At 68.8% G+C, this 25,081-nt stretch carries 23 protein-coding genes and 2 riboswitches; of the genes, 13 read left to right on the forward strand and 10 right to left on the reverse strand.

What is annotated here, in order from left to right; all coding sequences use genetic code 11:
* The first annotated feature begins 7 nt into the window (after positions 1 to 7).
* Complete coding sequence (gene hutI / locus AC1DB8_RS15435) at positions 8 to 1,219, forward strand: imidazolonepropionase (RefSeq protein WP_441419511.1); 1,212 nt, start codon at positions 8 to 10, stop codon at positions 1,217 to 1,219.
* 32 nt (positions 1,220 to 1,251) lie between these two features.
* Positions 1,252 to 2,658: a phenylacetate--CoA ligase family protein gene (locus tag AC1DB8_RS15440; RefSeq protein WP_476893510.1), complete on the forward strand. Its 1,407-nt coding sequence runs from the start codon at positions 1,252 to 1,254 to the stop codon at positions 2,656 to 2,658.
* On the opposite strand, the gene AC1DB8_RS15445 is transcribed toward AC1DB8_RS15440, so the two are convergent.
* Positions 2,655 to 3,311 (reverse strand): histidine phosphatase family protein, encoded by a 657-nt coding sequence (locus AC1DB8_RS15445; RefSeq protein WP_476893562.1) that lies wholly within the window; start codon positions 3,309 to 3,311, stop codon positions 2,655 to 2,657. The two genes, AC1DB8_RS15440 and AC1DB8_RS15445, sit on opposite strands and share 4 nt — an antisense overlap.
* Positions 3,312 to 3,391: 80 nt before the next feature.
* Between AC1DB8_RS15445 and AC1DB8_RS15450 the strand changes: the two genes are divergently transcribed.
* Positions 3,392 to 4,168 (forward strand): CPBP family intramembrane glutamic endopeptidase, encoded by a 777-nt coding sequence (locus tag AC1DB8_RS15450; protein WP_476893511.1) that lies wholly within the window; start codon positions 3,392 to 3,394, stop codon positions 4,166 to 4,168.
* Between the two features lie 125 nt (positions 4,169 to 4,293).
* On the opposite strand, the gene AC1DB8_RS15455 is transcribed toward AC1DB8_RS15450, so the two are convergent.
* Positions 4,294 to 4,932 (reverse strand): VOC family protein, encoded by a 639-nt coding sequence (locus tag AC1DB8_RS15455; protein WP_441419514.1) that lies wholly within the window; start codon positions 4,930 to 4,932, stop codon positions 4,294 to 4,296.
* A 212-nt stretch (positions 4,933 to 5,144) separates the two neighbouring features.
* A riboswitch (SAM riboswitch) is annotated at positions 5,145 to 5,260 on the forward strand.
* 62 nt (positions 5,261 to 5,322) lie between these two features.
* Between AC1DB8_RS15455 and AC1DB8_RS15460 the strand changes: the two genes are divergently transcribed.
* The 3 genes from AC1DB8_RS15460 (at position 5,323) to AC1DB8_RS15470 (ending at position 9,671) form a co-directional block, all read left to right on the forward strand.
* Complete coding sequence (locus AC1DB8_RS15460) at positions 5,323 to 6,639, forward strand: bifunctional o-acetylhomoserine/o-acetylserine sulfhydrylase (protein ID WP_175323105.1); 1,317 nt, start codon at positions 5,323 to 5,325, stop codon at positions 6,637 to 6,639.
* 184 nt (positions 6,640 to 6,823) lie between these two features.
* A riboswitch (SAM riboswitch) is annotated at positions 6,824 to 6,939 on the forward strand.
* A gap of 11 nt (positions 6,940 to 6,950) precedes the next feature.
* On the forward strand, positions 6,951 to 8,117 hold the full coding sequence (gene metX / locus AC1DB8_RS15465) for a homoserine O-acetyltransferase MetX (RefSeq protein WP_476893512.1): 1,167 nt from the start codon (positions 6,951 to 6,953) through the stop codon (positions 8,115 to 8,117).
* A gap of 171 nt (positions 8,118 to 8,288) precedes the next feature.
* A complete protein-coding gene (locus tag AC1DB8_RS15470; protein WP_441419516.1) occupies positions 8,289 to 9,671 on the forward strand; it encodes an MFS transporter in 1,383 nt (460 codons plus the stop codon).
* A gap of 111 nt (positions 9,672 to 9,782) precedes the next feature.
* Here the strand turns inward: AC1DB8_RS15470 and AC1DB8_RS15475 are convergent, their stop codons facing one another.
* Complete coding sequence (locus AC1DB8_RS15475; RefSeq protein ID WP_476893513.1) at positions 9,783 to 10,691, reverse strand: LysR family transcriptional regulator; 909 nt, start codon at positions 10,689 to 10,691, stop codon at positions 9,783 to 9,785.
* Between the two features lie 138 nt (positions 10,692 to 10,829).
* Between AC1DB8_RS15475 and mmsB the strand changes: the two genes are divergently transcribed.
* Together mmsB and AC1DB8_RS15485 are read left to right on the forward strand one after the other, a co-directional pair.
* Positions 10,830 to 11,732, forward strand: a complete 903-nt coding sequence (gene mmsB, locus AC1DB8_RS15480; protein WP_476893514.1) for a 3-hydroxyisobutyrate dehydrogenase — start codon at positions 10,830 to 10,832, stop codon at positions 11,730 to 11,732.
* A gap of 31 nt (positions 11,733 to 11,763) precedes the next feature.
* Positions 11,764 to 13,248 carry a CoA-acylating methylmalonate-semialdehyde dehydrogenase gene (locus AC1DB8_RS15485; protein ID WP_476893515.1) on the forward strand — a complete coding sequence of 495 codons (1,485 nt, stop codon included), beginning with the start codon at positions 11,764 to 11,766 and terminating at the stop codon, positions 13,246 to 13,248.
* A 102-nt stretch (positions 13,249 to 13,350) separates the two neighbouring features.
* On the opposite strand, the gene AC1DB8_RS15490 is transcribed toward AC1DB8_RS15485, so the two are convergent.
* Both AC1DB8_RS15490 and AC1DB8_RS15495 read right to left on the reverse strand, forming a co-directional pair.
* On the reverse strand, positions 13,351 to 13,854 hold the full coding sequence (locus AC1DB8_RS15490; protein ID WP_476893516.1) for a hypothetical protein: 504 nt from the start codon (positions 13,852 to 13,854) through the stop codon (positions 13,351 to 13,353).
* A gap of 91 nt (positions 13,855 to 13,945) precedes the next feature.
* Positions 13,946 to 14,821, reverse strand: coding sequence for an SGNH/GDSL hydrolase family protein (locus AC1DB8_RS15495; RefSeq protein ID WP_441419519.1), 876 nt, complete (start codon positions 14,819 to 14,821; stop codon positions 13,946 to 13,948).
* Positions 14,822 to 14,891: 70 nt separating this feature from the next.
* Between AC1DB8_RS15495 and AC1DB8_RS15500 the strand changes: the two genes are divergently transcribed.
* Entirely contained in the window at positions 14,892 to 15,554 is a 663-nt protein-coding gene (locus tag AC1DB8_RS15500) for an alpha/beta hydrolase (protein ID WP_476893517.1), read from the forward strand.
* A 14-nt stretch (positions 15,555 to 15,568) separates the two neighbouring features.
* On the opposite strand, the gene AC1DB8_RS15505 is transcribed toward AC1DB8_RS15500, so the two are convergent.
* Positions 15,569 to 15,805 (reverse strand): RNA-binding S4 domain-containing protein, encoded by a 237-nt coding sequence (locus AC1DB8_RS15505; RefSeq protein WP_441419521.1) that lies wholly within the window; start codon positions 15,803 to 15,805, stop codon positions 15,569 to 15,571.
* A gap of 33 nt (positions 15,806 to 15,838) precedes the next feature.
* Between AC1DB8_RS15505 and AC1DB8_RS15510 the strand changes: the two genes are divergently transcribed.
* The 3 genes from AC1DB8_RS15510 (at position 15,839) to AC1DB8_RS15520 (ending at position 19,358) form a co-directional block, all read left to right on the forward strand.
* Complete coding sequence (locus AC1DB8_RS15510) at positions 15,839 to 16,840, forward strand: DMT family transporter (protein WP_476893518.1); 1,002 nt, start codon at positions 15,839 to 15,841, stop codon at positions 16,838 to 16,840.
* Positions 16,841 to 16,962: 122 nt separating this feature from the next.
* Complete coding sequence (locus AC1DB8_RS15515; protein WP_441419523.1) at positions 16,963 to 18,348, forward strand: glycine--tRNA ligase; 1,386 nt, start codon at positions 16,963 to 16,965, stop codon at positions 18,346 to 18,348.
* 2 nt (positions 18,349 to 18,350) lie between these two features.
* Entirely contained in the window at positions 18,351 to 19,358 is a 1,008-nt protein-coding gene (locus tag AC1DB8_RS15520; protein ID WP_476893519.1) for a GNAT family N-acetyltransferase, read from the forward strand.
* 80 nt (positions 19,359 to 19,438) lie between these two features.
* Here the strand turns inward: AC1DB8_RS15520 and AC1DB8_RS15525 are convergent, their stop codons facing one another.
* The 4 genes from AC1DB8_RS15525 to AC1DB8_RS15540 all read right to left on the reverse strand — a co-directional run bounded on the left by AC1DB8_RS15525 (position 19,439) and on the right by AC1DB8_RS15540 (position 23,356).
* Positions 19,439 to 20,878: a short-chain fatty acid transporter gene (locus AC1DB8_RS15525; RefSeq protein ID WP_476893520.1), complete on the reverse strand. Its 1,440-nt coding sequence runs from the start codon at positions 20,876 to 20,878 to the stop codon at positions 19,439 to 19,441.
* Between the two features lie 73 nt (positions 20,879 to 20,951).
* A complete protein-coding gene (locus AC1DB8_RS15530; protein ID WP_476893521.1) occupies positions 20,952 to 21,791 on the reverse strand; it encodes a lysophospholipid acyltransferase family protein in 840 nt (279 codons plus the stop codon).
* A 15-nt stretch (positions 21,792 to 21,806) separates the two neighbouring features.
* Positions 21,807 to 22,616, reverse strand: a complete 810-nt coding sequence (locus AC1DB8_RS15535; RefSeq protein WP_476893522.1) for a DUF1295 domain-containing protein — start codon at positions 22,614 to 22,616, stop codon at positions 21,807 to 21,809.
* Positions 22,616 to 23,356, reverse strand: a complete 741-nt coding sequence (locus AC1DB8_RS15540) for an alpha/beta hydrolase (RefSeq protein WP_441419528.1) — start codon at positions 23,354 to 23,356, stop codon at positions 22,616 to 22,618. The genes AC1DB8_RS15535 and AC1DB8_RS15540 overlap by 1 nt, the downstream gene beginning before the upstream one ends.
* A gap of 253 nt (positions 23,357 to 23,609) precedes the next feature.
* On the opposite strand from AC1DB8_RS15540, the gene AC1DB8_RS15545 reads away from it, so the two are divergent.
* Positions 23,610 to 25,058, forward strand: a complete 1,449-nt coding sequence (locus tag AC1DB8_RS15545) for a YibE/F family protein (protein ID WP_476893523.1) — start codon at positions 23,610 to 23,612, stop codon at positions 25,056 to 25,058.
* The last annotated feature ends 23 nt before the right edge of the window (positions 25,059 to 25,081 follow it).

Here is a 25,081-nt window from a genome sequence, read left to right on the forward strand (position 1 = left end):
TGGACCCATGAGCACCCTCATCACCAACATCGCCGAACTGATGACCCAGGACGCGGACCACCGGGTCCTGAAGGATGCGGCCATCGTGATCGAGGGCGAACGCATCGCCTGGCTGGGTGCCGCCGCGGACGCCCCGGCGGCGGACGACGCCGTCGACGCCGCCGGCCGCGCGCTCCTGCCGGGCTGGGTGGATTCACACACGCACCTGATCTTCGCCGGCGACCGGACCGCGGAATTCGAGGCACGGATGGCGGGGGAGAGCTACAGCGCCGGAGGCATCGCCGTCACCACCGGAGCCACCCGGGCCACGGGCGACTTCGACCTCACCCGGCTCGCGCTGGGCCGGGTGGCGGAAGCCGTCGCCCAGGGGACCACCTACCTGGAGACCAAGACCGGCTACGGCCTGGACGTGGAGAACGAGGCCCGCAGCGCGAGGATCGCCTCCACCGTCGCGGACGAGGTCACCTACCTCGGCGCGCACCTGGTACCCGAAGGCCTCGACGCGGAGGAGTACACGGAGCTGGTCTGCGGACCAATGCTCGCCGCGGTCCGGCCCTACGTCCGCTGGGCCGACGTGTTTTGCGAACGCGGCGCGTTTAACGAGGACCAGTCCCGCCGGGTGCTCCAGGCCTGCCGGGACGCCGGACTGGGCCTGCGCGTGCACGGCAACCAGCTGGGCGAGGGTCCCGGGGTGCGGCTGGCAGTGGAGTTCGGCGCCGCGAGCGTGGACCACGTCAACTACCTCTCCCGCGAGGACGTCCACGCCCTCGCCGACAGCTGGTCCGGCTGGGAGGCAGCGGCCGGCGCGGGCGAGCGCGGCACCGTCGCGACCTGCCTGCCGGCCTGCGACCTGTCCACCCGGCAGCCGCTGGCTCCGGCCCGGGAACTGCTTGACGCCGGCGTCCAGCTAGCGCTCGCCTCCAACTGCAACCCCGGCACCTCTTATACGAGCTCGATGGCGTTCTGCGTCACCACCGCCGTGCTGCAGATGCGGCTCAGCGTGCACGAAGCCGTCCGGGCGGCGACGTACGGCGGTGCGCTGGCGCTGGGCCGGGAGTCCGGGAACGACGTCGACGGCGAGCGGGCGGTCGGCTCCATCGCCGTGGGCAACCGGGCGGATCTGCACCTGCTCAACGCCCCGTCCGCCACCCATCTGGCATACCGGCCAGGCATGCCGCTCACCCACGCCGTCTGGCGCGCCGGGGTCCGCGCCCGCTGACCGGCGCGCACCGGAGGCCAAGGAGGAACGCCATGACCGGCTTCGCCAGGGAACTCGCCACCATGATCGACCTGGTGCGGGCCAAGCGCGGCGGAGTGCCGGCCCTGGCCCGGCGCCGGGACGCCCGGCTGGCCGCCCTCGTGGCCCATGCCCGCACGAGCTCCCCGTTCTACCGGGAGCTCTACCGCGGCCTCCCGGCCGAGGACATCCCGCTCCGGGACCTGCCGCCGGTCACGAAGTCGCAGCTGATGGCACGCTTCGACGACTGGGTGACCGATCCGGCCATCACCCGGGCGGACCTCGAGGGCTTCGTCGCCGACCCGTCCCTGGTCGGCACTCGCTACCGCGGCCGCTATTTCGCCTGCACCAGCTCCGGAACCACGGGCCACCCCGGATTATTCGTGCACGACCAGGCCGCCGTCGCCTGCTACCGGGCCCAGGGCGTTCGGATCGTCGGGACCGCCCTCGACGCCCGCCGGCTGCTCGCGATGCTGCGGCGGGGAATCCGTGCCGCCGCGGTGCTGGGCACCGGCGGCCACTTCGCCGGGGCCGTCTGGCTCGAGTCCGAACGGCGCCGCAGCCGGGGCCGCCGACGGGCCTACCGCATGTTCTCCGTGCAGCAACCGCTGGAGACGCTGGTGCAGGCGCTTAACGCTTTCGACCCGGCCCTGCTGGTGGCCTACCCCAGCGCCCTCGAACTGCTGGCCGAGGAACAGGACGCGGGCCGGCTGCACATCCGGCCCGTGATTGTGGAGTCCAGCGGCGAATCCGTCGGGGACCGGGAGCGCCTGGCCGCGGCGCTGGGCGGCGCGGTGCACAATGTCTACGCTGCCTCCGAGTTCACCCCGATCGCCCTGGACTGCCCCCGCGGCTGGCTGCACGTCAACAGTGACTGGGTCATCCTGGAACCGGTCGAGGAGGACTACGGTCCCACGCCCCCGGGGGAGCCGTCCCACACGGTGCTGCTGACCAATCTCGCCAACCGGGTCCAGCCGCTGATCCGCTACGACCTCGGTGACTCCGTCGTCGCCAAGCCCGGCCCTTGTGAGTGCGGCAACCCGCTGCCCGCCATCCGGGTGGCCGGCCGGCACGATGACGTCCTGCACCTGGACAACGGCCGCGGCGGCACGGTGAGTGTCCTGCCCCTCGCCATCACAGCCCCCATCGACGACGCGCCGGGCGTCCACCGCTGCCAGCTGGTCCAGTCCGGTCCGGCGGCGCTGCGGGTGCGGCTCCAGCTGGAGCCGGGCGCCGCGGCGGACGCGGTGTGGCAGGACGTGGCGGCGAAGCTGTCCGGGTTCCTGGCCGCCCAGGGCCTGGCGAACGTGGAACTGGTCCGGGCGGAGGAAGCACCGGATCAGACCGGCGCGAGCGGGAAGTTCCACCAGGTCATCGCCCTGAGGCCCGCCCCGGACAGCGTCTGGAAGAACATCCCTTAGAAGAACATAGGCGGGGCGTCCAGCACGGTCTCGTCCACCCGGCGGTCCTCCCACTGGCTGAACGGCTTGTCCAGCTCGTACTTGCCCTGCCGGGTGCGCAGCAGGGTCCGGATTTCGGCATTGTCCGGGTTGTTCAGCGACTCGAAGTACTCCACCGACCAGTGGAACCAGCGCATGCAGAACAGCCGCATGGTCAGCCCGTGCGTCACGAACAAGGCGTTCGGCGCATAGTTCGGCTTGGACCAGTGCCGGTAGAGGGTCTCCATGAACGAGGAGATCCGGTCGTAGACGTCGGAGCCCGATTCGCCTTCCCGGAACCGGTAGAAGAAGTGGCCGTAGGCGTTGCGGAGCTCCTTCTGGTCCTCGATGTCCCCGGCGATCTGGAAATTCGCCCAGTCCTGTTCGCGCAGCCGCGGCTCTTCGATCACGCGTTCGATCAGGGAGCCCAGCTGGAGCGCCTCGAGGGTCTGGTAGGCCCGCAGGTAGGGGGAGACGTAGACGCACACCCTTTGCCCGTCCAGCTCCCGCCGCAGCTGCTCGCCCGCGGCCGCGGCCTGCTCGACGCCGAGCGGGGTCAGCGGGATCCGGTAATCGGGCACCCGGTTGTAGATCGAGGTGTCGGCGTTGGCGGCGGACTGGCCATGCCGGATCATGATGATTTTCCCGGGCGCACTCACAGCCCAAGCATAGGCACGTGCAGTCAACTCCCGGCAACGGCAGGCAAGATAGAACCATGTTGGTTCCCTCCCGCCGTCGGCTGCGGCTAGAAGTCTGGATTGTCCTGGGCCTGTCCCTCGGGCAGTCGGCGGTGTACTCGGTAGTGCAGCTGCTGGACAAGATGACCCGGGCGCCGCTGGCGCAGGGCACCTCCACGCTGAACCGCTCGCAAAGCAGCCGGGAGTATTTCGACCTCACGTACCAGTTGCTGGACATCATCTTCGCCCTGGTCCCGGTGGTGCTGGTGATCTATTTCCTGACCGAACTCCGGCCCGCCGGCATGGCCGCCGGCACGGGCACCTCGGCGTTCCGGAAGCTGGGCTTCGACTTCGCCCGTCCCGGCAAGGACCTGCTCCAGGGCCTCGGCCTCGCCGCCCTGATCGGCATACCGTCGCTCGGGCTCTACGCGGCCGGCCGGGCGCTGGGGATCACGACGGCGATCATCCCCAGCGCACTGGACTCCTACTGGTGGACGGTGCCGGTCCTCATCCTCTCCGCGATCCGGCACGGGATCGTGGAGGAGGTGATCGTGGTGGGCTACCTGCTGGACCGGCTCGGCAAGTTCGGCTGGGGCATGCCGCTGGCGATCTTCGCCAGTTCGATGCTGCGCGGCAGCTACCACCTCTACCAGGGCTTCGGGCCCTTCATCGGCAACGCCATCATGGGCGTCATCTTCGCGCTGATCTACACGAAGACGCGCCGGGTGATGCCGCTGGTGATTGCGCATGCGCTGCTGGACATCGTGGCCTTCGTCGGATTCAGCCTCTTCGGCAAGTCAATCGGCCTGGGCTGAGCCCACACACCCGCGTCGCCCCAAGGGCCCGCCGACGGCAACGGGTTAAAGTGTTTCGGCCGCCAGCGGTGGGTGGCATCATTGGCACCCGCTGCTGGCGGCCGAAGTTTTTCGGGCAGGAAGCGTCAGATCGTGACGGCTCCGGAATCGGTTTCGAAGGTGACGGACAGGATTCCCGGCGTCCCGTGAGGGGCCAGCCAGTTCACGTCCACGTCCTCCAGCGGCTTCTCGACCGGTTCACCCAGCCACTCGGTGACCCGCTCGGCCGAGCCCGCGATCGTGAGGGCAGACATCTTCACATTGCTCTCATAGGCGTTGGACGGGTGCAGGGCGGGGTCGCCTTCCCACTTCAACATGTAGGGGACCTGCGGATCCGCGATCAGGCCCAGGATGCCGATCTGCTTCCAGACCAGTTCGCGGCCGTCGGGGAACTTGCGGTTGCCGTTGACGGCGGAGCGGCCCAGCCGCTCCTCAAACGGTGCCAGGTCGTCAACCTCGACGCACCAGCCCATCCAGCCACCGCCGGCGGCCGAGCGGGCGCGGACTGCCTGCCCGAACGGCGCCTTGTCGGAGGCCGGGTGGTCCAGGACCTCCACGACCTCGAGGTACTTGTGCCCGGCAAGCGGGATAATCATGTTGCGGGTCCCGAACCGGGGGTGTATTCCGCCCTTGACGGCTTCGACCCCGAGGGCGGTCGCAATACGTTCGGTGGTGGCAGCCAGGCCATCTTGTTCACAGGCGTAAGAGACGTGATCCATGCGCATGCCCTCATCTTGGCACTTTGTGATGGAGCTCTCAGCTTAGGCTGCCCTTACCGTGATGGGATGTCATTTTCCGGAGCTCACCGCGCGGATTTGCCCGGCCAGAACCACGGCACTTTCCGGCTCCCGGGCGTGCGCCGGGCGGCGGTGGGGCCGTTCTTCATTTTCGTCACAAAGCTATCCAGGCGTAATGGCGCGTTCGTAGACTGAAGCCAGGTCATGAGCGCCAGCATCGAGCCCCGGCTTGCTGGCCGGCAACCCTCCTTGCGCGGTGGGGTGCCCCGGGTGAAGACCTGGCCCGCCGGCGTCCGCCGGCAGGCAAGCGCGGCGCCAGAGCCGTTCCGGCCCCAGAGGCCAGGGGCGGCCTGTGCCCAGTCATTAGGGAGCTCTCCGATGTCCAACGCCTGGTCCTTTGAAACCCGCCAGATCCACGCCGGCCAGGAGCCGGACTCCGCCACCGGCGCGCGGTCGCTGCCGATCTACCAGACGACGTCGTTCGTCTTCCCCAGTGCAGAGAGCGCCGCCAACCGGTTCGCGCTCGCCGAGCTCGCCCCCATCTACACCCGGATCGGCAACCCCACCCAGGACGCGGTGGAACAGCGGGTCGCGAGCCTGGAGGGCGGCCTTGGGGCGCTCCTGCTCAGTTCCGGCCAGGCCGCCGAAACCTTCGCGATCCTCAACATCGCCGAGGCAGGAGACCACGTCGTCGCCAGCCCCAGCCTCTATGGCGGGACCTACAACCTGCTGGCCCACACGCTGAAGAAGTTCGGTATCTCCGTGACGTTCGTGGAGGACCCGGACAACCTTGAGCAGTGGCGCGATGCCGTGCAGCCGAACACCAAGCTGTTCTTCGGCGAGGTGGTCTCCAACCCCCGCCAGGACGTGCTGGACATCGAAGGCGTCGCAGACGTCGCCCACCGGGCCGGGGTGCCGCTGATCGTGGACAACACCCTCTCCACCCCCTACCTGATCCGCCCGATCGAGTGGGGCGCCGACATCGTGGTGCATTCGGCCACCAAGTATCTCGGCGGACACGGTGCCGCGATTGCCGGCGTGATCGTCGACTCCGGCAACTTTGACTTCGGCAAGGACCCGGAGCGCTTCCCCGGCTTCAACACCCCGGATCCCACGTACAACGGCCTGGTCTATGCCCGCGACCTCGGGGCGGACGGGGCGCTGGGAGCGAACCTGTCCTTCATCCTCAAGGCCCGGGTCCAGCTGCTGCGCGACCTCGGTTCGGCCGTCTCGCCGTTCAACGCCTTCCTCATCGCCCAGGGGATCGAGACGCTGAGCCTGCGGGTGGAACGGCACGTCGCCAACGCCCTGCGGGTGGCCGAATGGCTGGAAGCCAGGGACGACGTCGAATCCGTCGCCTACGCCGGGCTGCCGTCCAGCCCCTGGTACGAGCGCGGCCGGAAGTACGGCCCGAAGGGGACCGGCGCCGTCGTCGCGTTCAACCTCGCAGGGGGAGCGGAGGCCGGCAAACGCTTCGTCGACGCCCTCGAACTGCACTCCCATGTGGCGAACATCGGTGACGTGCGCTCGCTGGTCATCCACCCGGCGTCGACCACGCACAGCCAGCTCTCGCCGGAGCAGCAGGCGGTCGCCGGCGTCAATCCCGGCCTGGTCCGGCTCTCGGTGGGCCTCGAGCACATCGACGACATCATCGCGGACCTCGATGCCGGCTTCCGGGCGGCCAAGAACGCCTGAGGTCACGCAGCACGCCGACTTTCCCCACCTTTGCGGGGATGGCCCCGGGAATCGCCGACACTTCGGGGCGACCCGCCGGGCGCGTCTGTCAAAGGTGGGGAAACTGCGGTGTTGACGGGTCCGGCTGTCACACAGCCGTCACAATCTTCGCGCTTGCGCGGCCGTGTTTCGTAGAATCGACGCAGGTCATGAGTGCCAGTGACAGCCCCGGCTTGCTGGCCGGCAACCCTCCATTTGCGGCGGGGTGCCCCGGGTGAAGACCTGGCCTGCCGGTCAGCTGACGGCGGGCAAGCGCGAAGTTAGGTCCTCACATGACGATTGCCGTCACCCGCACGGGTGTACCCGAAAGCAAACCCTCCACTGTTCCCGACGGCGCTGGTTCCGACGGCGCTGGTTCCGACGGGACGGTGCAGTACCTCCCGATCGGTTCCCTGGCCCTTGAATCCGGTGCCACCCTGCCTGAGGTCACCCTCGCCTACGAGACCTGGGGGACGCTGAACGCCGATGCCTCCAATGCGGTGCTGATCGAGCACGCCCTGACCGGCGACACCCACGTGACCCGCGGCGCCGGCGAGGAACCGGGCTGGTGGGAGGAACTGGCAGGCCCCGGCGCCCCGGTGGACACGGACAAGTACTTCGTGGTCTCCATCAACATCCTCGGCGGCTGCTACGGCTCCACCGGGCCCTCCACGCCGGCCCCGGACGGCCGGCCCTGGGGCTCGCGCTTCCCGCTGGTCACCCTCCGGGACAGCACCGCGGCGGAAGCCCGGCTCGCCGACGCGCTGGGGATCAGCAGCTGGTATGCCGTGCTCGGCGGCTCGCTCGGGGGAGCGCGCGCGCTGGAGTGGGCGGTGACCTACCCGGCGCGGGTGCAGCGCTGCGCCGTGATTTCGGTCGGCGCCAGCAGCACCGCCGAACAGATCGCCTTCGCCCAGGCCCAGACCCTGGCAATCCGCCAGGACCCCAACTTCAACGGCGGCGACTACTACGGCGGCCCGGAACCGCACGCCGGACTGGCCCTCGCGCGCCGGATCGCGCACATCACCTACCGTTCCGCAGCCGAGCTGGACGGGCGCTTCGGACGCAACGCCCAGGCGGCCGAGGCCCCGCTGGAGGCCGGGTCGCTGGCCGGCCGCGGGCGCTACCAGGTGGAGAGCTACCTGGACCACCAGGGCAACAAGCTGGTGCGACGCTTCGACGCCAACAGCTACATCGCCATCACCGAGGCGCTCATGAGCCACGACGTGAGCCGCGGCCGGGGAAGCCTGGAGCAGGCCGTCTCCCTGGCCACCGCGGAGTTCTTCGTGGCGGCCGTGGACTCGGACCGGCTGTACTTTCCCGCCCAATCCCGAGAGCTCGCCGACGCCCTGCCGGGGGAGGTCCCCGTGCACGTCATCGAGGCCCCGATCGGCCACGACGGCTTCCTGACCGAAATCGGCCAGCTCAGCGAGCAGCTCCGGGGCAACTTCTTCGCCTAGCCGGCACCGCCGTGTGTGCATTTTTGCAGACGCACTCTGCGCGATTAGTCGTTGAGCTTGCCTCGATCGAAGTCCATACTCGTGGAGAATGACGCCGTGTGTTCCAACTCACACACACGTAGTCAACCTAATGGTCCACAGGGTGTCGACGACGACACCGAAGGAGTTCGCATGAGCACGGAAAACGCCGCCGCAAGGCGCGCAGAGGAGCCCGACGTCAAGACGTCCGGCCTGAAGAAGGTAGTAACGGCCTCCATGGCCGGCACGGTAGTGGAGTGGTACGAGTTCTTCCTCTACGCCTCCGCCGCCACCCTGGTTTTTGGCAAGATGTTTTTCCCCAATTCCGGAACGGAACTGGACGGCATCCTCGCCGCGTTCCTGACCTATGCGGTTGGCTTCGTGGCCCGCCCGATCGGCGGCATCGTCTTTGGCCACTTCGGCGACAAGTTCGGCCGCAAGAAGCTGCTGCAGCTGAGCATCATCCTGGTCGGCGTATCGACCTTCCTGATGGGCTGCCTCCCGGGCTTCGCGCAGATCGGCTACTGGGCCCCGGCCCTGCTGGTCTTCCTGCGCTTCGCCCAGGGCTTCGCCGTCGGCGGTGAATGGGGCGGCGCCGTCCTCCTCGTCGCCGAGCACAGCCCCAGCAAGTCCCGCGGCTTCTGGGCCAGCTGGCCGCAGTCCGCCGTCCCGCTGGGCAACCTGCTCGCCACTGCCGTGCTGTTCATCCTGTCCTCCGTGCTGTCTTCCGCGGACTTCCTTGGCTGGGGCTGGCGCGTCGCGTTCTGGCTCTCCGCCGTGATCGTCGTCGTCGGCTACTACATCCGCACCAAGGTCAGCGACGCCCCGATCTTCCTCGAGGCACAAAAGGAAGTTGTCACGGAGAACAAGGGCTACGGCGTCGCCGAGGTCTTCCGCCGCTACCCCCGCGGCGTCTTCACCGCCATGGGCCTGCGCTTCGCGGAGAACATCCTCTACTACCTGGTGGTCACCTTCTCGATCACCTACCTCAAGACCGTTGTCCACGCCGACACCGCCCGGATCCTGCTGCTCCTGCTCGTGGCGCACTTCATCCACTTCTCCGCGGTGCCGGTGGTCGGCCGTCTCTCGGACCGCTTCGGCCGCAAGCCCGTCTACATGGCCGGTGCCGTCCTGGGCGCCACCTGGGGCTTCTTCGCCTTCCCGATGATGGATACCGGCAACGATTTCATGATCCTTGCCGCTGTCATCATCGGACTGCTGTTCCACGCCCTGATGTACGCCGGCCAGCCGGCCATCATGGCCGAGATGTTCCCGACCCGGATGCGCTACTCCGGCGTCTCGCTCGGCTACCAGGTGACCTCGATCGTGGCCGGTTCGCTCGCCCCGATCATCGCCGTCGCGCTGCTGAGCCAGTACAAGTCCTCCGTCCCGGTGGCCATCTACCTGCTCATCGCCTGCGCCGTCACGGCCGTCGCGGTGTTCTTCCTCAAGGAAACCCGTGGCATCTCCCTGCACGACGTCGACGCCGCCGACGCCCAGGGCACCGCCGATCTGCTGGCCGCCGGTAAGCGGTAACCAGCACGCAGCTGCACAACCCAACGAACAGGCAGCCCCCGTTCCCGCGCTGCGGGGACGGGGGCTGCTGTCATCCGGGGATCTTGTGGCGGCCTCCGCAGCGCGCCGGGCTCAGCCGGCAAGCACATCCTGGCGTTCGGCGATCTCGGCCCGGACGGCCGCCACGACGGCCTGCACCGGCGCCGAACGCAGCGATTCCGATCTCGCAACTGCCCAGATCGGCAGCTGCCGCTGGAAGTCGTCCGGCAGGACCGGTACGAGCCCCGGTTTGCCGACGACGAGGAAATTCGGCAGCAGCCCGATCCCGGCGGCGCGGCGGACGGCCTCCAGCTGGGCGAAGATGCTGGTGGCCTGGAAGCTGGAGCGCGGCATCGGCAGCTGGGTGGAGCGGTGGCCGAGCTCGGCGACCTGCAGGGCCGACTCGACGTAGGAGACGAATCCGTGCTGCCGGACGTCGTCGAGCGTCACCGGGAGCCCGTGCTCGCGGGCGTACTCCGGGCTGGCGTACAGCCGCAGGAAGTAGTTGGACAGGAAGATGGTCTGCGCGTTGCTGACCTCCAGGTTGCCGACCACCACTTCCAGGTCCACCCCGGAGCGGTTCTGGCTTACCTTGCGGGTGGCGCTGAGCATCTCCACGTTCAGCAACGGATGTTCCTGCTGCAAACGGACCAGGGCCGGGGCGACGAATTCCGCGCCGAATCCGTCCGGGGTGCTGATCCGGACCAGGCCGGAGAGCACGTCCTCTGTCCGGGCGATCCGGCCGGACAGTGCTCCGAGTGTTCCCTCAATGGCTTCCGCCGCTGCCACGGCCAGTGATCCAAGTTCGGTGAGTTCCCAGCCGTGCGGGCTGCGCTCGAGTGTCCGGCCGCCGAGCTGTTTGTCCAGGGCGAGGATCCGGCGCGAGATGGTGGTGTGCGTGGTGCCCAGGGTCTCCGCGACGGCGTTGAACCGGCCCAGCCGGGCCACGGTCAGCAGGATCAGCAGGTCGTCCGGGCTGGGGAGCCGCTTTAAGTCCACCATTGGCCTTTCGTCGATGTGCATTGATGCACATGGCATCTTCACTTTTTCCCCTTGATTGCACTGTAACAGGGTGTGATGGTGGACACGGAACAACCGGCAAATGCGCCGGACACAATGCAAAGCAAAGGAGCTTATGCCATGGCAGTTGTCGCCTGGATCGGACTGGGAAACATGGGCGGGTTCATGTCGGTGAACCTGGCCAAGGCCGGAAACGAGGTCCGCGGATTCGACCTCAACCCGGAGGCCCTCGCGGCTGCCGAGGCCGGGGGAGTCAAGCCTGCCGGCAGCATCGCCGAGGCCGTGGAAGGCGCCGACGTCGTCTTCACGATGCTCCCCAAGGGCGAGCACGCCCGGGCCGTCTACCTGGGCGAGGACGGCGTCCTGGCCCACGCCGACACCAGGACCCTGCTGGTGGACTCCTCCACGATTGACATCGCCTCGGCCCAGGCCCTGCACGACGCCGCCGCGGAGGCAGGCTTCCGCTTCGTCGACGCGCCCGTTTCCGGCGGGATGAGCGGCGCCAAGGCCGCCACGCTGACCTTCATGATCGGCGGCGAAGCCGGCGCCGTCGCCGACGCCACCGATTACATCCGCCCGATGGCCGCCAACATCATCCCCACCGGCGGCGCCACCACCGGCCAGGCCGCCAAAATCTGCAACAACCTGATGCTCTTCATCAACCTCGCCTCCACGGCAGAAGGTGCGGTGCTTGCGGACCGCCTGGGCCTGGACAAGCAGGTCTTCTGGGACATCGCCTCCGTTTCCTCCGGCGACAGCTGGGCGCTGCGCACCTGGTACCCGGTGGCCGGCGTCGTGCCCACCGCCGCCTCGAACAACGACTTCGCGCCGACGTTCACTGCCGAGCTCGCCAACAAGGACATCGGCCTGGCCATCAGCGCCGCCCGCGACACCGGCACGCCGCTGGAGATCGGCGAGCACGTCCAGCAGCTCTTCCAGCGGCTCATCGACGGCGGCCAGTCCGGCACGGACTGCTCCGCCATCGTCAAACTGGTCGACGGCTCGTTCGAGTCCGCCAAGTAGCCCCCAAACCTTTTAGAAAGAGATCCTCCCCATGGAACGCATTCCGCACTTCATCAACGGCGCCCTGGTGTCCGACGCCGAGCGCTACGGCCCCGTCTTCAACCCCGCCACCGGCGAACAGGAAAAGGAAGTGGCGCTCGCCTCCGCCGCGCGGGTCGAGGAAGCCATCGCCGCCGCCCGTGCCGCCCTGCCCGGCTGGCGGGCCACGAGCCTGGCCAAGCGCACCACCATCTTCTTCAAGGTCCGCGAGCTGCTTATGCAGCGCCGCCCCGAACTGGCCGCCCTGCTGACCAGCGAACACGGCAAGGTCCTCTCCGACGCGGAGGGCGAGATCACCCGCGGCCTGGAGAACATCGAGTTCGCCACCGGCCTGTCCCACGCCCTCAAGGGCGAACGCTCCGAGCAGGTGTCCGGCGGCGTCGACGTCCACTCCGTCCGGCAGCCGGTCGGCGTCGTCGCCTGCATAACGCCGTTCAACTTCCCGGCCATGGTGCCGCTCTGGATGATCGGCAGCGCCCTGGCCTGCGGCAACACCGTGCTGCTCAAGCCGAGCGAAAAGGACCCGTCCTCCGCCCTCTTCATCGCCCAGGTCTTCGCCGAGGCCGGCCTGCCCGCGGGCGTCCTGAACGTCGTGCACGGTGACAAGGAAGCCGTCGACGTGCTGCTCGAGCACCCGGACGTCAAGGCTGTCAGCTTTGTGGGCTCGACGCCGATCGCCCAGTCCATCTACAAGCGCGCCGCGGACCACGGCAAGCGCGTCCAGGCCCTCGGCGGGGCCAAGAACCACATGGTGGTGCTTCCGGACGCGGACCTGGACATGGCCGCCGACGCCGCCGTCTCCGCAGCCTACGGCTCCGCGGGGGAGCGCTGCATGGCCGTCAGCGTCCTGGTCGCCGTCGGGAACATCGCGGACGAACTCGTGGACGCGATCAAGACCCGGATGGCAACTCTCAAGATCGGCCCCGGCACGGATCCGGCCTCCCAGATGGGTCCGCTGATCACCGCCGAGCACCGCGACAAGGTGGCCTCCTACGTGGCCGGCGCCGCAGACGAGGGCGCCGCCGTGGTGGTCGACGGCCGGGAGCAGGAATTCGACTCCAACGGCTTCTTCATCGGCGTGAGCCTGATCGACCACGTCAAGCCCGGCATGAAGGTCTACGACGACGAGATCTTCGGCCCCGTCCTCTCGGTGGTGCGCGTCGAGAGCTACGCCGACGCCGTCAAACTCGTCAATGACAATGAATTCGGCAACGGCGTGGCGATCTTCACCCGCGACGGCGGCGCCGCCCGGCAGTTTGAGTTCGACGTCGAGGCCGGCATGGTGGGCGTCAACGTGCCGATCCCGGTGCCGGTAGGGACCTTCTCCTTCGGCGGCTGGAAGAACTCGCTCTTCGGCGACACCCACATGTACGGCCCGGAGAGCATCCGCTTCTACACCCGCGGCAAGGTCGTCACGACGCGCTGGCCGGATCCGTCCACCTCGGTGATCGACCTCGGTTTCCCGCAGGTCGACTAGGCGCAGCCCTCCCGGACAACAGCAACGCGGGGTCACTTACGGCCTATCCACGAGTGGATTATGGGCCGTAAGTGACCCCGCGTTGCTTGTAGGTTCCGGGGGTCAGCCTTTCATGATCTCCGCGCGCTGGGCCATGTAGTCCTCCATGGCGAGCTCGCCGTTGCTGTATTTCTGGTCCAGCTCGGCGAGCTTGCGCGCGCGGTAGCCCTGCGGCCCCGACGGCACCGGCGGCACCTCCGGGGCGCCAGGCGCCGGCGCCTGGGGCTGCCACTGCTGCGGCGACGCGGGCTGCGGCGGGTTGTTCAGGTACTCCGGGCTGTCCTCGTAGGGGACCGGGTACTGCTGGTTCGCCGGCGGCTGGTTGGCCGGGGGCTGCGGCGCACCCAGCTGGCCGAATCCGCCGTAGTAGTCGCGCTGGGTGAAGCCGTCCCGCGGCTGGTTGCTCTGCTGGCCCGGATATTGGCCAGGGAACTGACCTGGGAACTGGCCCGGGAAGCCGCCGGGCATGCCCTGGTCCTGGCCGCGTCCGCGGACCGATTTGCGGTACATACGAATGGCCGCCGGGACCACGAAGGTCAAGATGATGATCCAAAAGAAAATACTCACGGTACCGCGCCTCTCAAAAGGTGTCTTTCCAGCTTAACGCGCACCCCGTGCCCGGGGTGCCGGGCCGCCCGGCACCCCGGGCACCCGGAGTTCAGGACCGCAGGGCATCCTCGGCGCCGGGCGGCCCCTCGCCCGAGCCGAGCGGGACCCCGGGGCCGAACACCGGTCCGGCCAGCGGGCGCTTGGCCGTGATGCCGTCGCCGGAGGAGCGGTGCCGGAGCCGGCGGACCACCCACGGGACGAAGTGCTCGCGGGCCCAGATCAGGTCCCCGGTGCGGGCCTCTCGCCAGCTGCGTTGCGGCAGCGGCTTCGGGGAAAGCGGCTCCAGCGTGTGCTGGACGTTCAGCGAATCCAGCACCATGGCCGCGATCGTGTGGTGGCCCAGCGGCGAGAAGTGCAGCCGGTCCGCGTCCCACATCTGCGGGTCGTTGAGCTGACGCAGCGACCACATGTCGGCAATGACGGCGTCGTGCCGGGCCGCCACGGTGCGCAGGTTCTCGTTGTAGATCGCCACCTTGCTGCGGATCCGGCCCAGCACCGACGAGCCCGTGTCCGGGCCGTTGAACAGGACCACGGTGGCGCCGCCCAAGCTCAGGATCTGCACCACGGAGTCAAGCCGTTCGGCGAGGACATCCGGGTCCCCGCCGGGCCGGATCAGGTCGTTCCCGCCCGCGGACAGGGTCACCAGGTCCGGCTTCAGCGACAGGCAATGGGCCAGCTGCTGGTCCACGATCTGCTGCAGGAGCCGGCCCCGCACGGCGAGGTTGGCATAGGCAAAATCCTCGTGGCCGCGGCTCAATTCCTCGGCCACCCGGTCCGCCCAGCCGCGGTGCCCGCCCGGGCTCGCCGGTTCGGGATCTCCGATCCCTTCGGTGAAGGAGTCGCCCATCGCCACGTAGCGGGTCCAAGGGTGGTTGACGGTCCGGTCCGGGAAGTTCTCCGTTGCTTCTGTTTCACTCACCTTCATATCCTGCCCCCTTCCCACAAAGCGGCGCCAGCGTAGCTTGTTACTCATAGGTAACTGTAAGAATGGAGCCATGACTGAAGCCGCTGCCTATCCCGCTGCCTTTCCTGCCCCCGTTGTTCTGTGGTCCCGGCCCGAGGAGGACCGCGCCGGCAGGCCCCTGCTGGTGCTGTTGCACGGCTACGGCGCCAACGAGCAGGACCTGCTCAGCCTGGCGGACCTGCTGCCGGAGGAATTCGTGGTGGCCTCGCTCCGCGCCCCGCTGGTCTCCGGTCCCGGCTTCACCTGGTTCCCGCTCACGGCGTCCATCGACTATTCGCTCGACGCCGTCAAGCACGCCGCCGCCTACGCGCAGGACTGGATCGACTCGGTGAGGGACAGCCACCCTTCGGTGACCCTGCTCGGGTTCTCGATGGGCATGGCCATGGCCACGACCCTGCTGCGGCAGCGCCCGGACGGCTATGCCGCCGTCGTCGGGCTCTCCGGCTTTGCCGTCGACGCCGCCGGGGACCCCAGCTTCCGCGACGCGGAACTGGACGGAACCTTGCCGATGTTCTGGGGCCGCGACCAGCAGGACCCCGTGATCACCCCGGACAAGATTGAGTTCACCATGGGCTGGGTGCGCAAGCACGTGAAGCTCACCAAGGTGCTCTACACCGGCATGTGGCACGGCATCAACCAGCAGGAGATCGGCCACGTCGGCGAGTTCCTCACCCACGAGGTCCTCAACAAGTAGTCCCCGACGGCGGGTTAAACTCCGTTAGGTGTGACGATCCGGACGGTCTGCCCGTTCACGGTGACGGTGTCGCCGTGGTGGAGCTGGCGTCCGCGGCGGTCGTCGATCTCGCCGTTGACCTTGACCAGGCCGTTCTTGATCAGCTCGGCAGCCTCCACCCCGTCCTCGACCAGGTTGGCCAGCTTCAGCAGCTGGCCCAGCCGGATCATGTCGTCGCGGATGGGAATGTCTTCAATTTCCGGGTTGCTCATACAAGCAATAATGCCTGACCAAAGGTGGCACCAATGACCCACGCACCGCGGCTTCCACTGCCCGTCGGATTGCTCCTCGCCGTTTCGGCCGGCCTTTTCGTCCCCGTCCAGGGCCGGATCAACGGCGCCCTGGGCACCGTCCTGGCCGACGGACTCGCCGCCGCGGTGGTCAGTTTCAGTGTCGGCCTGGCGCTGATGATCGTCGTCTCCCTGGCCCTGCCGAAGGGACGCGCCGGATTGGCCAACGTCCTGCCGGCGCTGCGGGAACGCCGTTTTCCGCGCTACTACGCGCTCGCCGGCGGCATCGGCGCGTTTTTCGTCTTCGCCCAGTCCTTCACGGTCGGGCTGCTCGGCGTCGCCCTGTTTACGGTCGCCGCCGTCACCGGGCAGACCCTGAGCGGCCTGCTGGTGGACCGGATAGGGATCGGCCCGGCGGGCAAGAAACCCGTCACCGGCATCCGCGTGCTCGGCAGCATACTCACCGTCGCCGCTGTCGCCTGGGCCGTCTCGCCGCGCTTCGACGGCAGCGCGGCGGGCGGCGCAGGCGCTCCCTCGGGGACGGAGGCCGGCCCGCTGCAGCTGCTGGTTCCGGTGCTGCTGCCGGTGCTGGCCGGGTTCCTGATGAGTTTCCAGCAGGCCATGAACGGCACGGCCACCGTGCACTACCGCACGCCCATCACCGCCACCCTGGTGAACTTCGTCGCCGGCAGCATCGTGCTGTGGCTTGCCTGGCTGATCAAACTGGCGGTCGCCGGGCCCGGCAACGCCCTCCCCGGCGAATGGTGGTACTACCTCGGCGGGCCGATGGGCTGCATTTTCATTGGCGTCGCCGCCTTCCTGGTCCGCGGCCTTGGCGTCCTGGTCACCGGGCTGGGCATGATCGCGGGACAGTTGCTGGGCTCGCTCGGCCTCGACCTGGTGCTGCCCGCGCCCGGCACCGTCGTCGCGCTGCCCACCGTGCTCGGCACGCTGCTGACGCTGGCCGCCATTATCCTGGCCAGCCTGCCCTGGTCCCGCGGCGCCCTCAAGAGGTAGCAGCGCGGGTAGGCTAGGAGTTTGCATCACACCGTTCGCAACACCCCGCCCGGCAACCAGCCGGTGACCCGGGGCTGACAGCACGGACCGCACCCAGCGGCCCTGTAGAAATTGGAGTTCCCATGGCAGCAAAATCCGTACTCGACCAGATCATTTCCCTCGCCAAGCGACGGGGTTTCGTCTTCCAGGCCGGTGAAATCTACGGTGGCTCCCGTTCTGCCTGGGATTACGGTCCCCTCGGTGCCGAGCTGAAGGAAAACATCAAGCGCCAGTGGTGGCAGTCCGTGGTCCGCGGCCGCGAGGACGTCGTCGGCCTGGACTCCTCGGTGATCCTGCCCCGCCAAGTCTGGGAAGCCTCCGGCCACGTCGAGGTCTTTTCCGACCCGCTGGTGGAGTGCCTCTCCTGCCACAAGCGCTACCGCGCGGACCACCTCGAGGAAGAGTACGAGGAAAAGAAGGGCCGCCCCGCCGAGAACGGCCTCAAGGACATCGCCTGCGCCAACTGCGGCACCCGCGGCGAATGGACCGAGCCCCAGGAATTCTCCGGCCTGCTCAAGACCTACCTCGGCCCGGTGGCCAGCGAAGAGGGCCTGCACTACCTGCGCCCCGAGACCGCGCAGGGCATCTTCGTGAACTTCAACAACGTGCTCACCACCTCGCGCAAGAAGCCGCCGTTCGGCATCGGCCAGATCGGCAAGTCCTTCCGTAACGAGATCACGCCGGGCAACTTCATCTTCCGCACCCGCGAGTTCGAGCAGATGGAGATGGAATTCTTCGTCGAGCCCGGCACCGACGAGCAGTGGCACCAGTACTGGATGAAGGAGCGCATGGACTGGTACACCGGCCTGGGCATCCGCGAGGAGAACCTGCGCTTCTTCGAGCACCCCCTGGAGAAGCTCAGCCACTACTCCAAGGGCACCACGGACATCGAATACCGCTTCGGCTTCCACGGCTCCGAATGGGGCGAGCTCGAGGGCATCGCCAACCGCACCGACTTCGATCTCTCCACGCACTCGAAGGCCTCCGGCCAGGACCTGAGCTACTTCAACCAGGCCACGAACGAGCGCTACACCCCGTACGTGATCGAACCCGCCGCGGGCCTCACGCGCTCCTTCATGGCGTTCATGATCGACGCGTACACCGAGGACGAGGCACCCAACGCCAAGGGCGGCGTCGACGTCCGGACCGTGCTCAAGCTCGATCCGCGACTGGCCCCGGTGAAGGCGGCGGTGCTCCCGCTGAGCCGCAACGAGGACCTGTCCCCGAAGGCCAAGGACCTCGCAGCGCAGCTGCGCAAGAACTGGAACATCGAGTTCGACGACGCCGGCGCGATCGGCCGCCGCTACCGCCGGCAGGATGAGATCGGCACGCCGTTCTGCATCACGGTGGACTTCGACACGCTCGAGGACCAGGCCGTCACCATCCGTGAACGCGACACCATGAGCCAGGAACGAGTCTCCCTGGACAAGGTGGAGGGCTACCTGGCCGCACGGCTGATCGGCGCCTGAGCATGGCGATCCAATACCGTGAATGGCGTGAGGGCGACGACCTCGCGCTGCTGGAAGTGTGGGGCGGGCCCGAGACGGACCAGGCCCGGCAGTTCCGCGGCACCCTGGCGCCCTCGGGCAACGCCCCGTGGCGCCGCTGCATTGTGGCCGAGGACGTCGTCGACGGCGTCGCCATCCCCGTCGCGGCCGGCGTGGTGCACGAGGCCTCGCTGCACCCGGAACGCCTCTGGGTGTACGTCGAGGTAGCCCGGGACCACCGCCGGAGCGGTATCGGGTCCACGCTGCTGGGCATGCTCCGGCACGAGGCCGAACGGTCGCCGTCGGGCATCTCCCGGCTGCGGACCAAGGTGGAGCCGGGCACGCCCGGCGCCGCCTTCGCCGAGGCAGCCGGTCTCGCCCCGATCCAGCGTTCGCGCCTGGTGGTCGTGGAGCCCGGCTCCCTGAAGCTCCCGGTCTTCGGCGACGGCTCGGAGGCCGCGGCCTCCGAGCAGGTGGAGGACCTGGCCACCGGCTCGGTGGAGCTGAGCGACGTCGTGGGCCGGTACTACACCGCCGTGCACCACTGGGACAGCCCCGGCGAGCTCAGCATCGCCACCGTGCAGCGGCTCTTCCTGGACGACCTCAGCGGGGCGCACGGCGCGATTGTGTTGCGCGCGCCCAAAGCAAGTGCCTTCGGCGCGGGCGTGCCGGCCAGCAAGAAGGGCCGGCTGCAGGCATTCGCGGTCAGCTACGCACAGGGCGGCCCGGAAATGGGCGGTCCCGAAGAGGGTCACGCGGCGAAGGCCGGCGAACCCTCCGACGTGTTCCTGGGCCATGATCCGGAGCTGTCCGACGACGATGCCCGCGCCGCGGTGCGGGACCTGCTGGCGCTGATCGCGTACCAGTACCCGGTGCTGCTGGAACTGGACGATTCGATGACGGCCCTGCGCGCCGTCGTCGAGCCGCTGCTGGACAGCGGCAAGGCCCGGCAGGCCGGCGCGGACACCCTGATCGTCTCCGACCCCGCCTAGGCCTTCAACACGCAACTGACCCGCAGTTGTTGTCGTTTTCATGCGACAACAACTGCGGGTCAGTTCGGTCTAAGGGGCGGCTAGGGGAGGACCGGGGGAACAAACTGGAAGGTCATCCCGAGCAGCCAGACCAGCAGCAACACCACCGGCAGGTGGAAGACGAACTGCAGGAAGGTGAAGCCGACCAGGTCCCGGGCGCGCAGCCTCAGCACGGCGAGCAAAGGCAGCATGAAGAACGGGTTGACCAGGTTTGGCAGCGCCTCGGCGATGTTGTAGATCTGCACGGTCCAGCCGAGGTTCATCTGCACATCGGTGGCGGACTGCATCACGTAGGGCGCCTCGACCAGCCACTTGCCGCCGCCGGAGGGGACCAGCAGGCCCAGCACAGCCGTGTACAGCGCAATGACGACGGCGAACCCGCCGCCGCTGCCGATCTCCGAGAAGAACCCGGCGAGGTGCGCCGAGATGGACATCCCGCCGTGGCCGGTGGCCTTGGTCAGGATCGCCGCCATCGCCGCGTAGAGCGGGAATTGCACGAGGATGCCGGCGGTCGCCGGGACGGCCTTGGTGACGGCCTGCAGGAAGTTGCGCGGCGTGCCGTGCAACACCAGGCCCAGGATCAGGAAGACCAGCAGGTAGCCGTTGAGGCTGCTGACCACGCTCAGGAACGGCTTGGTCAGGAACTGCGAGACCAGCCAGCCGAGGGTCAGGATGCCGGCCAGGACGGGCAGGATCTTGCTATATTCGAGCCACTCGCCCGGACGGGACCGCGGCGCCGGCTCGCTCGGTTCGTCGTTGAGGTCGACGCCGAGGTCTTCGGCGGTGCGGATCGCGCCGCCCTGCGGAGCCGAGAAGTGCGCGATCACCGTGGTGAGCGCCATCAGGATGGCCAGGGTCAGCAGCGACTGCCAGGTGAAGATCGTGGTGCCGAAGTCCAGGATGCCGGTGATCTTCAGCAGGGCCGGCGGCAAGGAGGCCGCCGTGGCCTGCAGCTGCGCGGCGGAAGAAGACAGGCCGAGCGCCCAGACGGCGCCGAGGCCCATGAAAGCGGCCGCGCCCAGGGCCCGGTAATCCACGGTGAGGTCCTTGCGGCGGGCAATGGCCCGGGCCAGCAGACCGCCGAATATCAGGCTCAGACCCCAGTTGAGGAAGGAGACGGACATCGACATCAGGGCAACGAAGCTCACGGCGGTGCGGGCAGTGGCCGGGACGAGGGCCAGTCGGTTGATCAGCTTCGCCACCGGCGGGGAGGTCGCCACGACGTAGCCGGTGAGGACCACCATGGCCATCTGCAGGGTGAAGGCGGTCAGGTCCCAGAAACCGTTGCCGAAGGAATCCGCGATGGACTGGGGTGAGGCGCCAATGGCCAGTGCGGCCAGGGCAATGATGATCACGCCGGCCAGGGCGAAGATGTAGGCGTCCGGGAACCACTTCTCGGTCCACGCGGCCATCCGTTGGGCTATTCGGGCGAGACCGCGTTCTTCGCCGATTCGGCTTTTCGTCAGGACTGTGTTTGCCACAGAGGGGTACCTCTCCATTGAGTGCGTTTTTTTACCCGATGGAGTTTAGTCAAGTCGCGGGGGTGAACCGGGCTTATCGGCGCCGGCTGCGCGCGCGCCGCGGCCCCTCAGCCTCGTCCAGCCGCTGGCGCTCCTCCTCGGTGGGGGCCCCGCCGCCGAGCGCGGCCGGCATCCACCAGGCGCCGGGTGCCGGCTTCAGAGGGAAGTCCGCGATGCCGGCGTCGATCCCGCGCTGGAGGACTTCGCGCAGCGCCTCGGTGGTCGCCGGGACGTCCAGCCCCGGGGCCGGGGTGAGGGGTTCGCCCACGTGCACACGCACGGGTGCCCGCCAGGCGCGGAGCGGGGAGAAGCCGTGGTGCCGGGTCATGATCCGGTGCGCGCCCCAGACTGAGACCGGGATGATGGGCACCCCGGCCTCGGCGGCCATCCGCACCGCGCCGGTCTTGCACTCGCGGACCTGGAAGCTGCGGCTCACCCCGGCCTCGGGCAGGATCGCGATGTATTCGCCCTCGCGGAGCTTCTGCACGGCGGCGTCGTAGGCGTGCGCTCCGGTGTCATAGCCGACGACGACGTGCCCGGCGGCGCTGACGGCCGGCCCGGCGAACCAGTGGTCGGCCGCGCCCTGGGTGATCAGGAAGCGCATCTGGGCCCTGTTGTGCCCCCACAGCAGCAGCTCGGCGAAGGCAAAATCGAGGTAGCCGAAATGGGTGATCGCGACGACCGCGCCCGTCCCCGGGGTGGGGTGCCGCGAGCCGCCTTGCGGGGCGCTGTCGCGTGCGTTGTCCAGGAGCGCCGGAGGCAGGTTTTCCCGTCCGGTGACGAGGACCCGGATCCGGAACAGCCAGCGCAGCGCCTGGCCGGTCCGGACGATGACGCGGTAGAAGCGGTCGCTGGGCGCCGGCCGCCAGCTCACGTCGAACCGCGCATCTCAGCGCTCCGCCGGCCGGCGCGGCGGCCAGGGCAGGAAGCCGGAGGTCGATTCGACGTATTCCTTGTAGCCGGGCCGGGCGGACATGGCCTTCTCGGTCAGGGGCTTCCCGGTCTTGCCGGCCAGCGTCCAGATCATCAGCGCGGGGGAGAGGATGGTCAGCACGCCGGGCCAGGAGTCCGCGGCGACGAGGAATAGGCCGGCCCAGACGGCGGCGTCGCCGAAGTAGTTCGGGTGCCGGGTATAGCGCCAGAGACCGGTGTCCAGGACGGTGCCGCGCTTGGCCGGATCCGCCTTGAACTGAGCCAGCTGCCAGTCCCCGACAGTCTCGAAGACGAAACCGACAATCCACAAAAGGACGCCCAGCAGCGCCAGCCAACCCAGGGTGCCGGTGCTGAACATGCCCACCTGGATGGTGAGCGAGACGAAGAACATCACGATGCCCTGCGGCAGGTACACGCGGCGCAGGGCGTACGTGTTGCGGGAGCCGGGGGCGGAGGAGAGCATGTCCACGTAGCGCGGATCCTCATGGCCGCCGCGGGCCCGGATGCCGATGTGGACGGCCAGCCGGATGCCCCAGACCGCAACGAGGGCCAGCAGCAAGAGGCGGCGGCCGTCGTCGCCGTGGCCTGCAGACAGCGCCCAGGAGACCGCGGCTGCCACCACAAAGCCGAGGCCCCAGACAGTGTCGATGACCGAGTGGCGGCTCTGGCGCACGGCGACGGCAAATGTCACGGCCAGCAGCGCCAACAGTCCCAGCGCCACCCAGGGCAGACTGGCCAGGAACGCTTCCAGCGGGAAGGCCGGCATCACAGCACCACCGGGAGGCTGGCCGCGGTGGGGAGGACCTGGCGGAGTGCGTCCGTGCCAGGGAGTTCAGTGCCGGCGCTGTTGCCGAAGGCATCAAGGATGAAGCCGTTGGCGAGTGAGTTCCAGAGCCGGACCCGGCGGAACATGAAGTGGCCGGCGCCCTTGAGCGAGACGTAGTCGATCGACGCCGCCACACCCTCGGCGCGCCGGGCATAGGCCAGCGAGTTCTTGGGACTCGTCCAGCGGTCCTCGCTGCCGTGCACGATCAGGACACGGCGCCCGGCGACGGGTTCCACCGGCGTGGACCGGTCCAGCCACGGGGCCAGCGCGACGACGGCTTCCACCTGCGGGTGGTCCGCGACGCAGAGCGCGGTGAGGCCGCCCATCGAGTGGCCCAGCAGGTATACGGGCACGCCGGGATGTTCGCGGCTGATCTGGGCAAGGGCCCAGCGGGCATCCTGGACCGGGGACATGTCCGGCCCGTTCCAGCCCCGGTACCGGTTCCGGAGCGTCCAGACGGCCAGGCCGTGCGGGGCGCCCTCGTTCCGGAGCGCCTGGGCGAAGGGCAGCATCCTGGCCGGGCTGAGGTGCCGGGCGCGGACCGCCTCGAAGCTGTCCGCGCGGCCGCCGTGCAGCACCAGGGCGACGCCGCGCGTCTGCCCGGCGGCGTCCGCGATGCTGAGCTCGGCGCGGGCCGCCGGGCCTGCCCCGGCTGCCTGGTGCTCCCGGTCGTCTGTCATGCGTCTGGCCACGCTAGTGTCCTCCACCTCGTTTGGTCCCTGCAATTACCAACAATAAGTTGCGCGCCGGCGTTCCCGTGAGCGTTTCCGCGCCGGTTTGCACGCTCATTCCCATAGGTCATTCGCGGCCGGGTTGCCGGGGGATGGGCGTTGCGCGGGGGCAGGGCACTTTGGATCCTGCCCGGCGGCAGGGCACTGGCACCGGCCGGCGGTTCCGACCCCGTAAAGTTTTCGGCATGAGGTTGAACTGCTGATGGGCGCCGGACATTCACACACGACCCCGGGGCACCTCGACCAGACTCCCCGGGCGCTCGCCGCGCGGAAGAAAGCCAACTGGATCCTGGCCGCCGTCCTGGTTCCGCTGACCCTGCTGACCATCGTGGCCATGGTGTTGCTGTGGCCCTCGGGCAGCAAGGAAGGCCTTAAACTCTCAAGTCCCTATGCGGCCGCGCCAGGCGTCAGCTTCGACACCGGAAAAATCCAGCGCGTCGTCGTCGCAGGCTGCATGGACGGCACCGCCCAGCCGGGCGCCCCGGCCGCTGCCGGGCCCGGACAGGGCTCGCAGTGCACCTTCGCCTACACGGACCCGGACAAGGGCGGCAACCCGGTCAAGGTGGTGATCAACCCCGACGTCGCCAAGTCCCACGGCGTCAAGGTCGGCGACAACATCCGCTACCTCAACCTCTCCAAGGCCCAGGGCGCCGCCGCGGGAGGCGCGCCCGCCTACGTGTTCGTCGACTTTGTCCGGACGCTGCCCATCATCCTGCTCGCCGTGCTCTACGCCGTGGTCGTGATCGCAGTGGCGCGCTGGCGCGGGCTGCGCGCCCTCATCGGCCTTGTTGGCGCCTACGCCGTGCTGGTCTCGTTTATGCTTCCCGGCCTGGTGGAAGGCAAACCGCCGCTGCTGCTGGCCCTGGTCGGATCCACGGTGATCATGATCGGCGTGCTCTACTTCGCGCACGGCTTTACCGCCCGGACCTCGACGGCGCTGCTGGGGACGATGTTCGGCCTGGGCATCACCGCCGCGCTCGCGGCCTGGGCCACCGACGCGGCGAACCTTGCAGGGGTGGGCAACCATGACGCCGCCACACTCGCCAACGTTTCGGACCACATCTCGATCTCGGGGATCATCCTGTGCGGGCTCATCATTTCCGGACTCGGTGTGCTCAACGACGTGACAATCACCCAGTCCTCCGCGGTCTGGGAGCTCTGGGAACTCGCTCCCGGGACGTCCGCGCGGAAGCTGTTCGCCGCGGCCATGCGGATCGGCCGGGACCACATCGCCTCCACCGTCTACACCATCGCCTTCGCCTACGCCGGGGCGGCCCTGCCGATCCTGATCATCGTGATGCTCTACGAGCGCCCGCTGGGCGACGCCCTCACCAGCGCCGAACTCTCCGAGGAAGTGATCCGCACGCTCGTCGGCTCCATCGGCCTGGTCCTGGCCATCCCCGTGACCACGCTGATCGCGGTGCTCGTCGTGAAGGCCACCGGGCTGAAGGGCGGGAGCGCGGCGGACGACGGCGGCCGGCCCGCCACCGCTCCCGCCGGGGGCCCGGTCGAGGCCGGCCCGTCCGGTGGGGGCTCTGCTGATGGGGGCTCTGCTGATGGGGACTCGTCCGACGGGGGATCGCCCGACGACGGGGGCTCGGAACCGGCGCCGGCGGGCCGCCGCGGCCGACGCGCCGCCGTGCCCGGCTGACCGGGCCGCTGCGCGCCGCCCGG

The sequence above is a fragment of the Arthrobacter sp. 10N410 genome (assembly GCF_056394945.1).

What these genes read in the sequence shown, in the direction of transcription:
- hutI (WP_441419511.1), top strand. Translation starts at nt 8, where the DNA reads ATGAGCACCCTCATCACCAACATCGCCGAACTGATGACCCAGGACGCG.
- AC1DB8_RS15440 (WP_476893510.1), top strand. Translation starts at nt 1,252, where the DNA reads ATGACCGGCTTCGCCAGGGAACTCGCCACCATGATCGACCTGGTGCGG.
- AC1DB8_RS15445 (WP_476893562.1), bottom strand. Translation starts at nt 3,311, where the DNA reads ATGATCCGGCATGGCCAGTCCGCCGCCAACGCCGACACCTCGATCTAC.
- AC1DB8_RS15450 (WP_476893511.1), top strand. Translation starts at nt 3,392, where the DNA reads ATGTTGGTTCCCTCCCGCCGTCGGCTGCGGCTAGAAGTCTGGATTGTC.
- AC1DB8_RS15455 (WP_441419514.1), bottom strand. Translation starts at nt 4,932, where the DNA reads ATGCGCATGGATCACGTCTCTTACGCCTGTGAACAAGATGGCCTGGCT.
- AC1DB8_RS15460 (WP_175323105.1), top strand. Translation starts at nt 5,323, where the DNA reads ATGTCCAACGCCTGGTCCTTTGAAACCCGCCAGATCCACGCCGGCCAG.
- metX (WP_476893512.1), top strand. Translation starts at nt 6,951, where the DNA reads ATGACGATTGCCGTCACCCGCACGGGTGTACCCGAAAGCAAACCCTCC.
- AC1DB8_RS15470 (WP_441419516.1), top strand. Translation starts at nt 8,289, where the DNA reads ATGAGCACGGAAAACGCCGCCGCAAGGCGCGCAGAGGAGCCCGACGTC.
- AC1DB8_RS15475 (WP_476893513.1), bottom strand. Translation starts at nt 10,691, where the DNA reads ATGGTGGACTTAAAGCGGCTCCCCAGCCCGGACGACCTGCTGATCCTG.
- mmsB (WP_476893514.1), top strand. Translation starts at nt 10,830, where the DNA reads ATGGCAGTTGTCGCCTGGATCGGACTGGGAAACATGGGCGGGTTCATG.
- AC1DB8_RS15485 (WP_476893515.1), top strand. Translation starts at nt 11,764, where the DNA reads ATGGAACGCATTCCGCACTTCATCAACGGCGCCCTGGTGTCCGACGCC.
- AC1DB8_RS15495 (WP_441419519.1), bottom strand. Translation starts at nt 14,821, where the DNA reads ATGAAGGTGAGTGAAACAGAAGCAACGGAGAACTTCCCGGACCGGACC.
- AC1DB8_RS15500 (WP_476893517.1), top strand. Translation starts at nt 14,892, where the DNA reads ATGACTGAAGCCGCTGCCTATCCCGCTGCCTTTCCTGCCCCCGTTGTT.
- AC1DB8_RS15505 (WP_441419521.1), bottom strand. Translation starts at nt 15,805, where the DNA reads ATGAGCAACCCGGAAATTGAAGACATTCCCATCCGCGACGACATGATC.
- AC1DB8_RS15510 (WP_476893518.1), top strand. Translation starts at nt 15,839, where the DNA reads ATGACCCACGCACCGCGGCTTCCACTGCCCGTCGGATTGCTCCTCGCC.
- AC1DB8_RS15515 (WP_441419523.1), top strand. Translation starts at nt 16,963, where the DNA reads ATGGCAGCAAAATCCGTACTCGACCAGATCATTTCCCTCGCCAAGCGA.
- AC1DB8_RS15520 (WP_476893519.1), top strand. Translation starts at nt 18,351, where the DNA reads ATGGCGATCCAATACCGTGAATGGCGTGAGGGCGACGACCTCGCGCTG.
- AC1DB8_RS15535 (WP_476893522.1), bottom strand. Translation starts at nt 22,616, where the DNA reads ATGCCGGCCTTCCCGCTGGAAGCGTTCCTGGCCAGTCTGCCCTGGGTG.
- AC1DB8_RS15540 (WP_441419528.1), bottom strand. Translation starts at nt 23,356, where the DNA reads ATGACAGACGACCGGGAGCACCAGGCAGCCGGGGCAGGCCCGGCGGCC.
- AC1DB8_RS15545 (WP_476893523.1), top strand. Translation starts at nt 23,610, where the DNA reads ATGGGCGCCGGACATTCACACACGACCCCGGGGCACCTCGACCAGACT.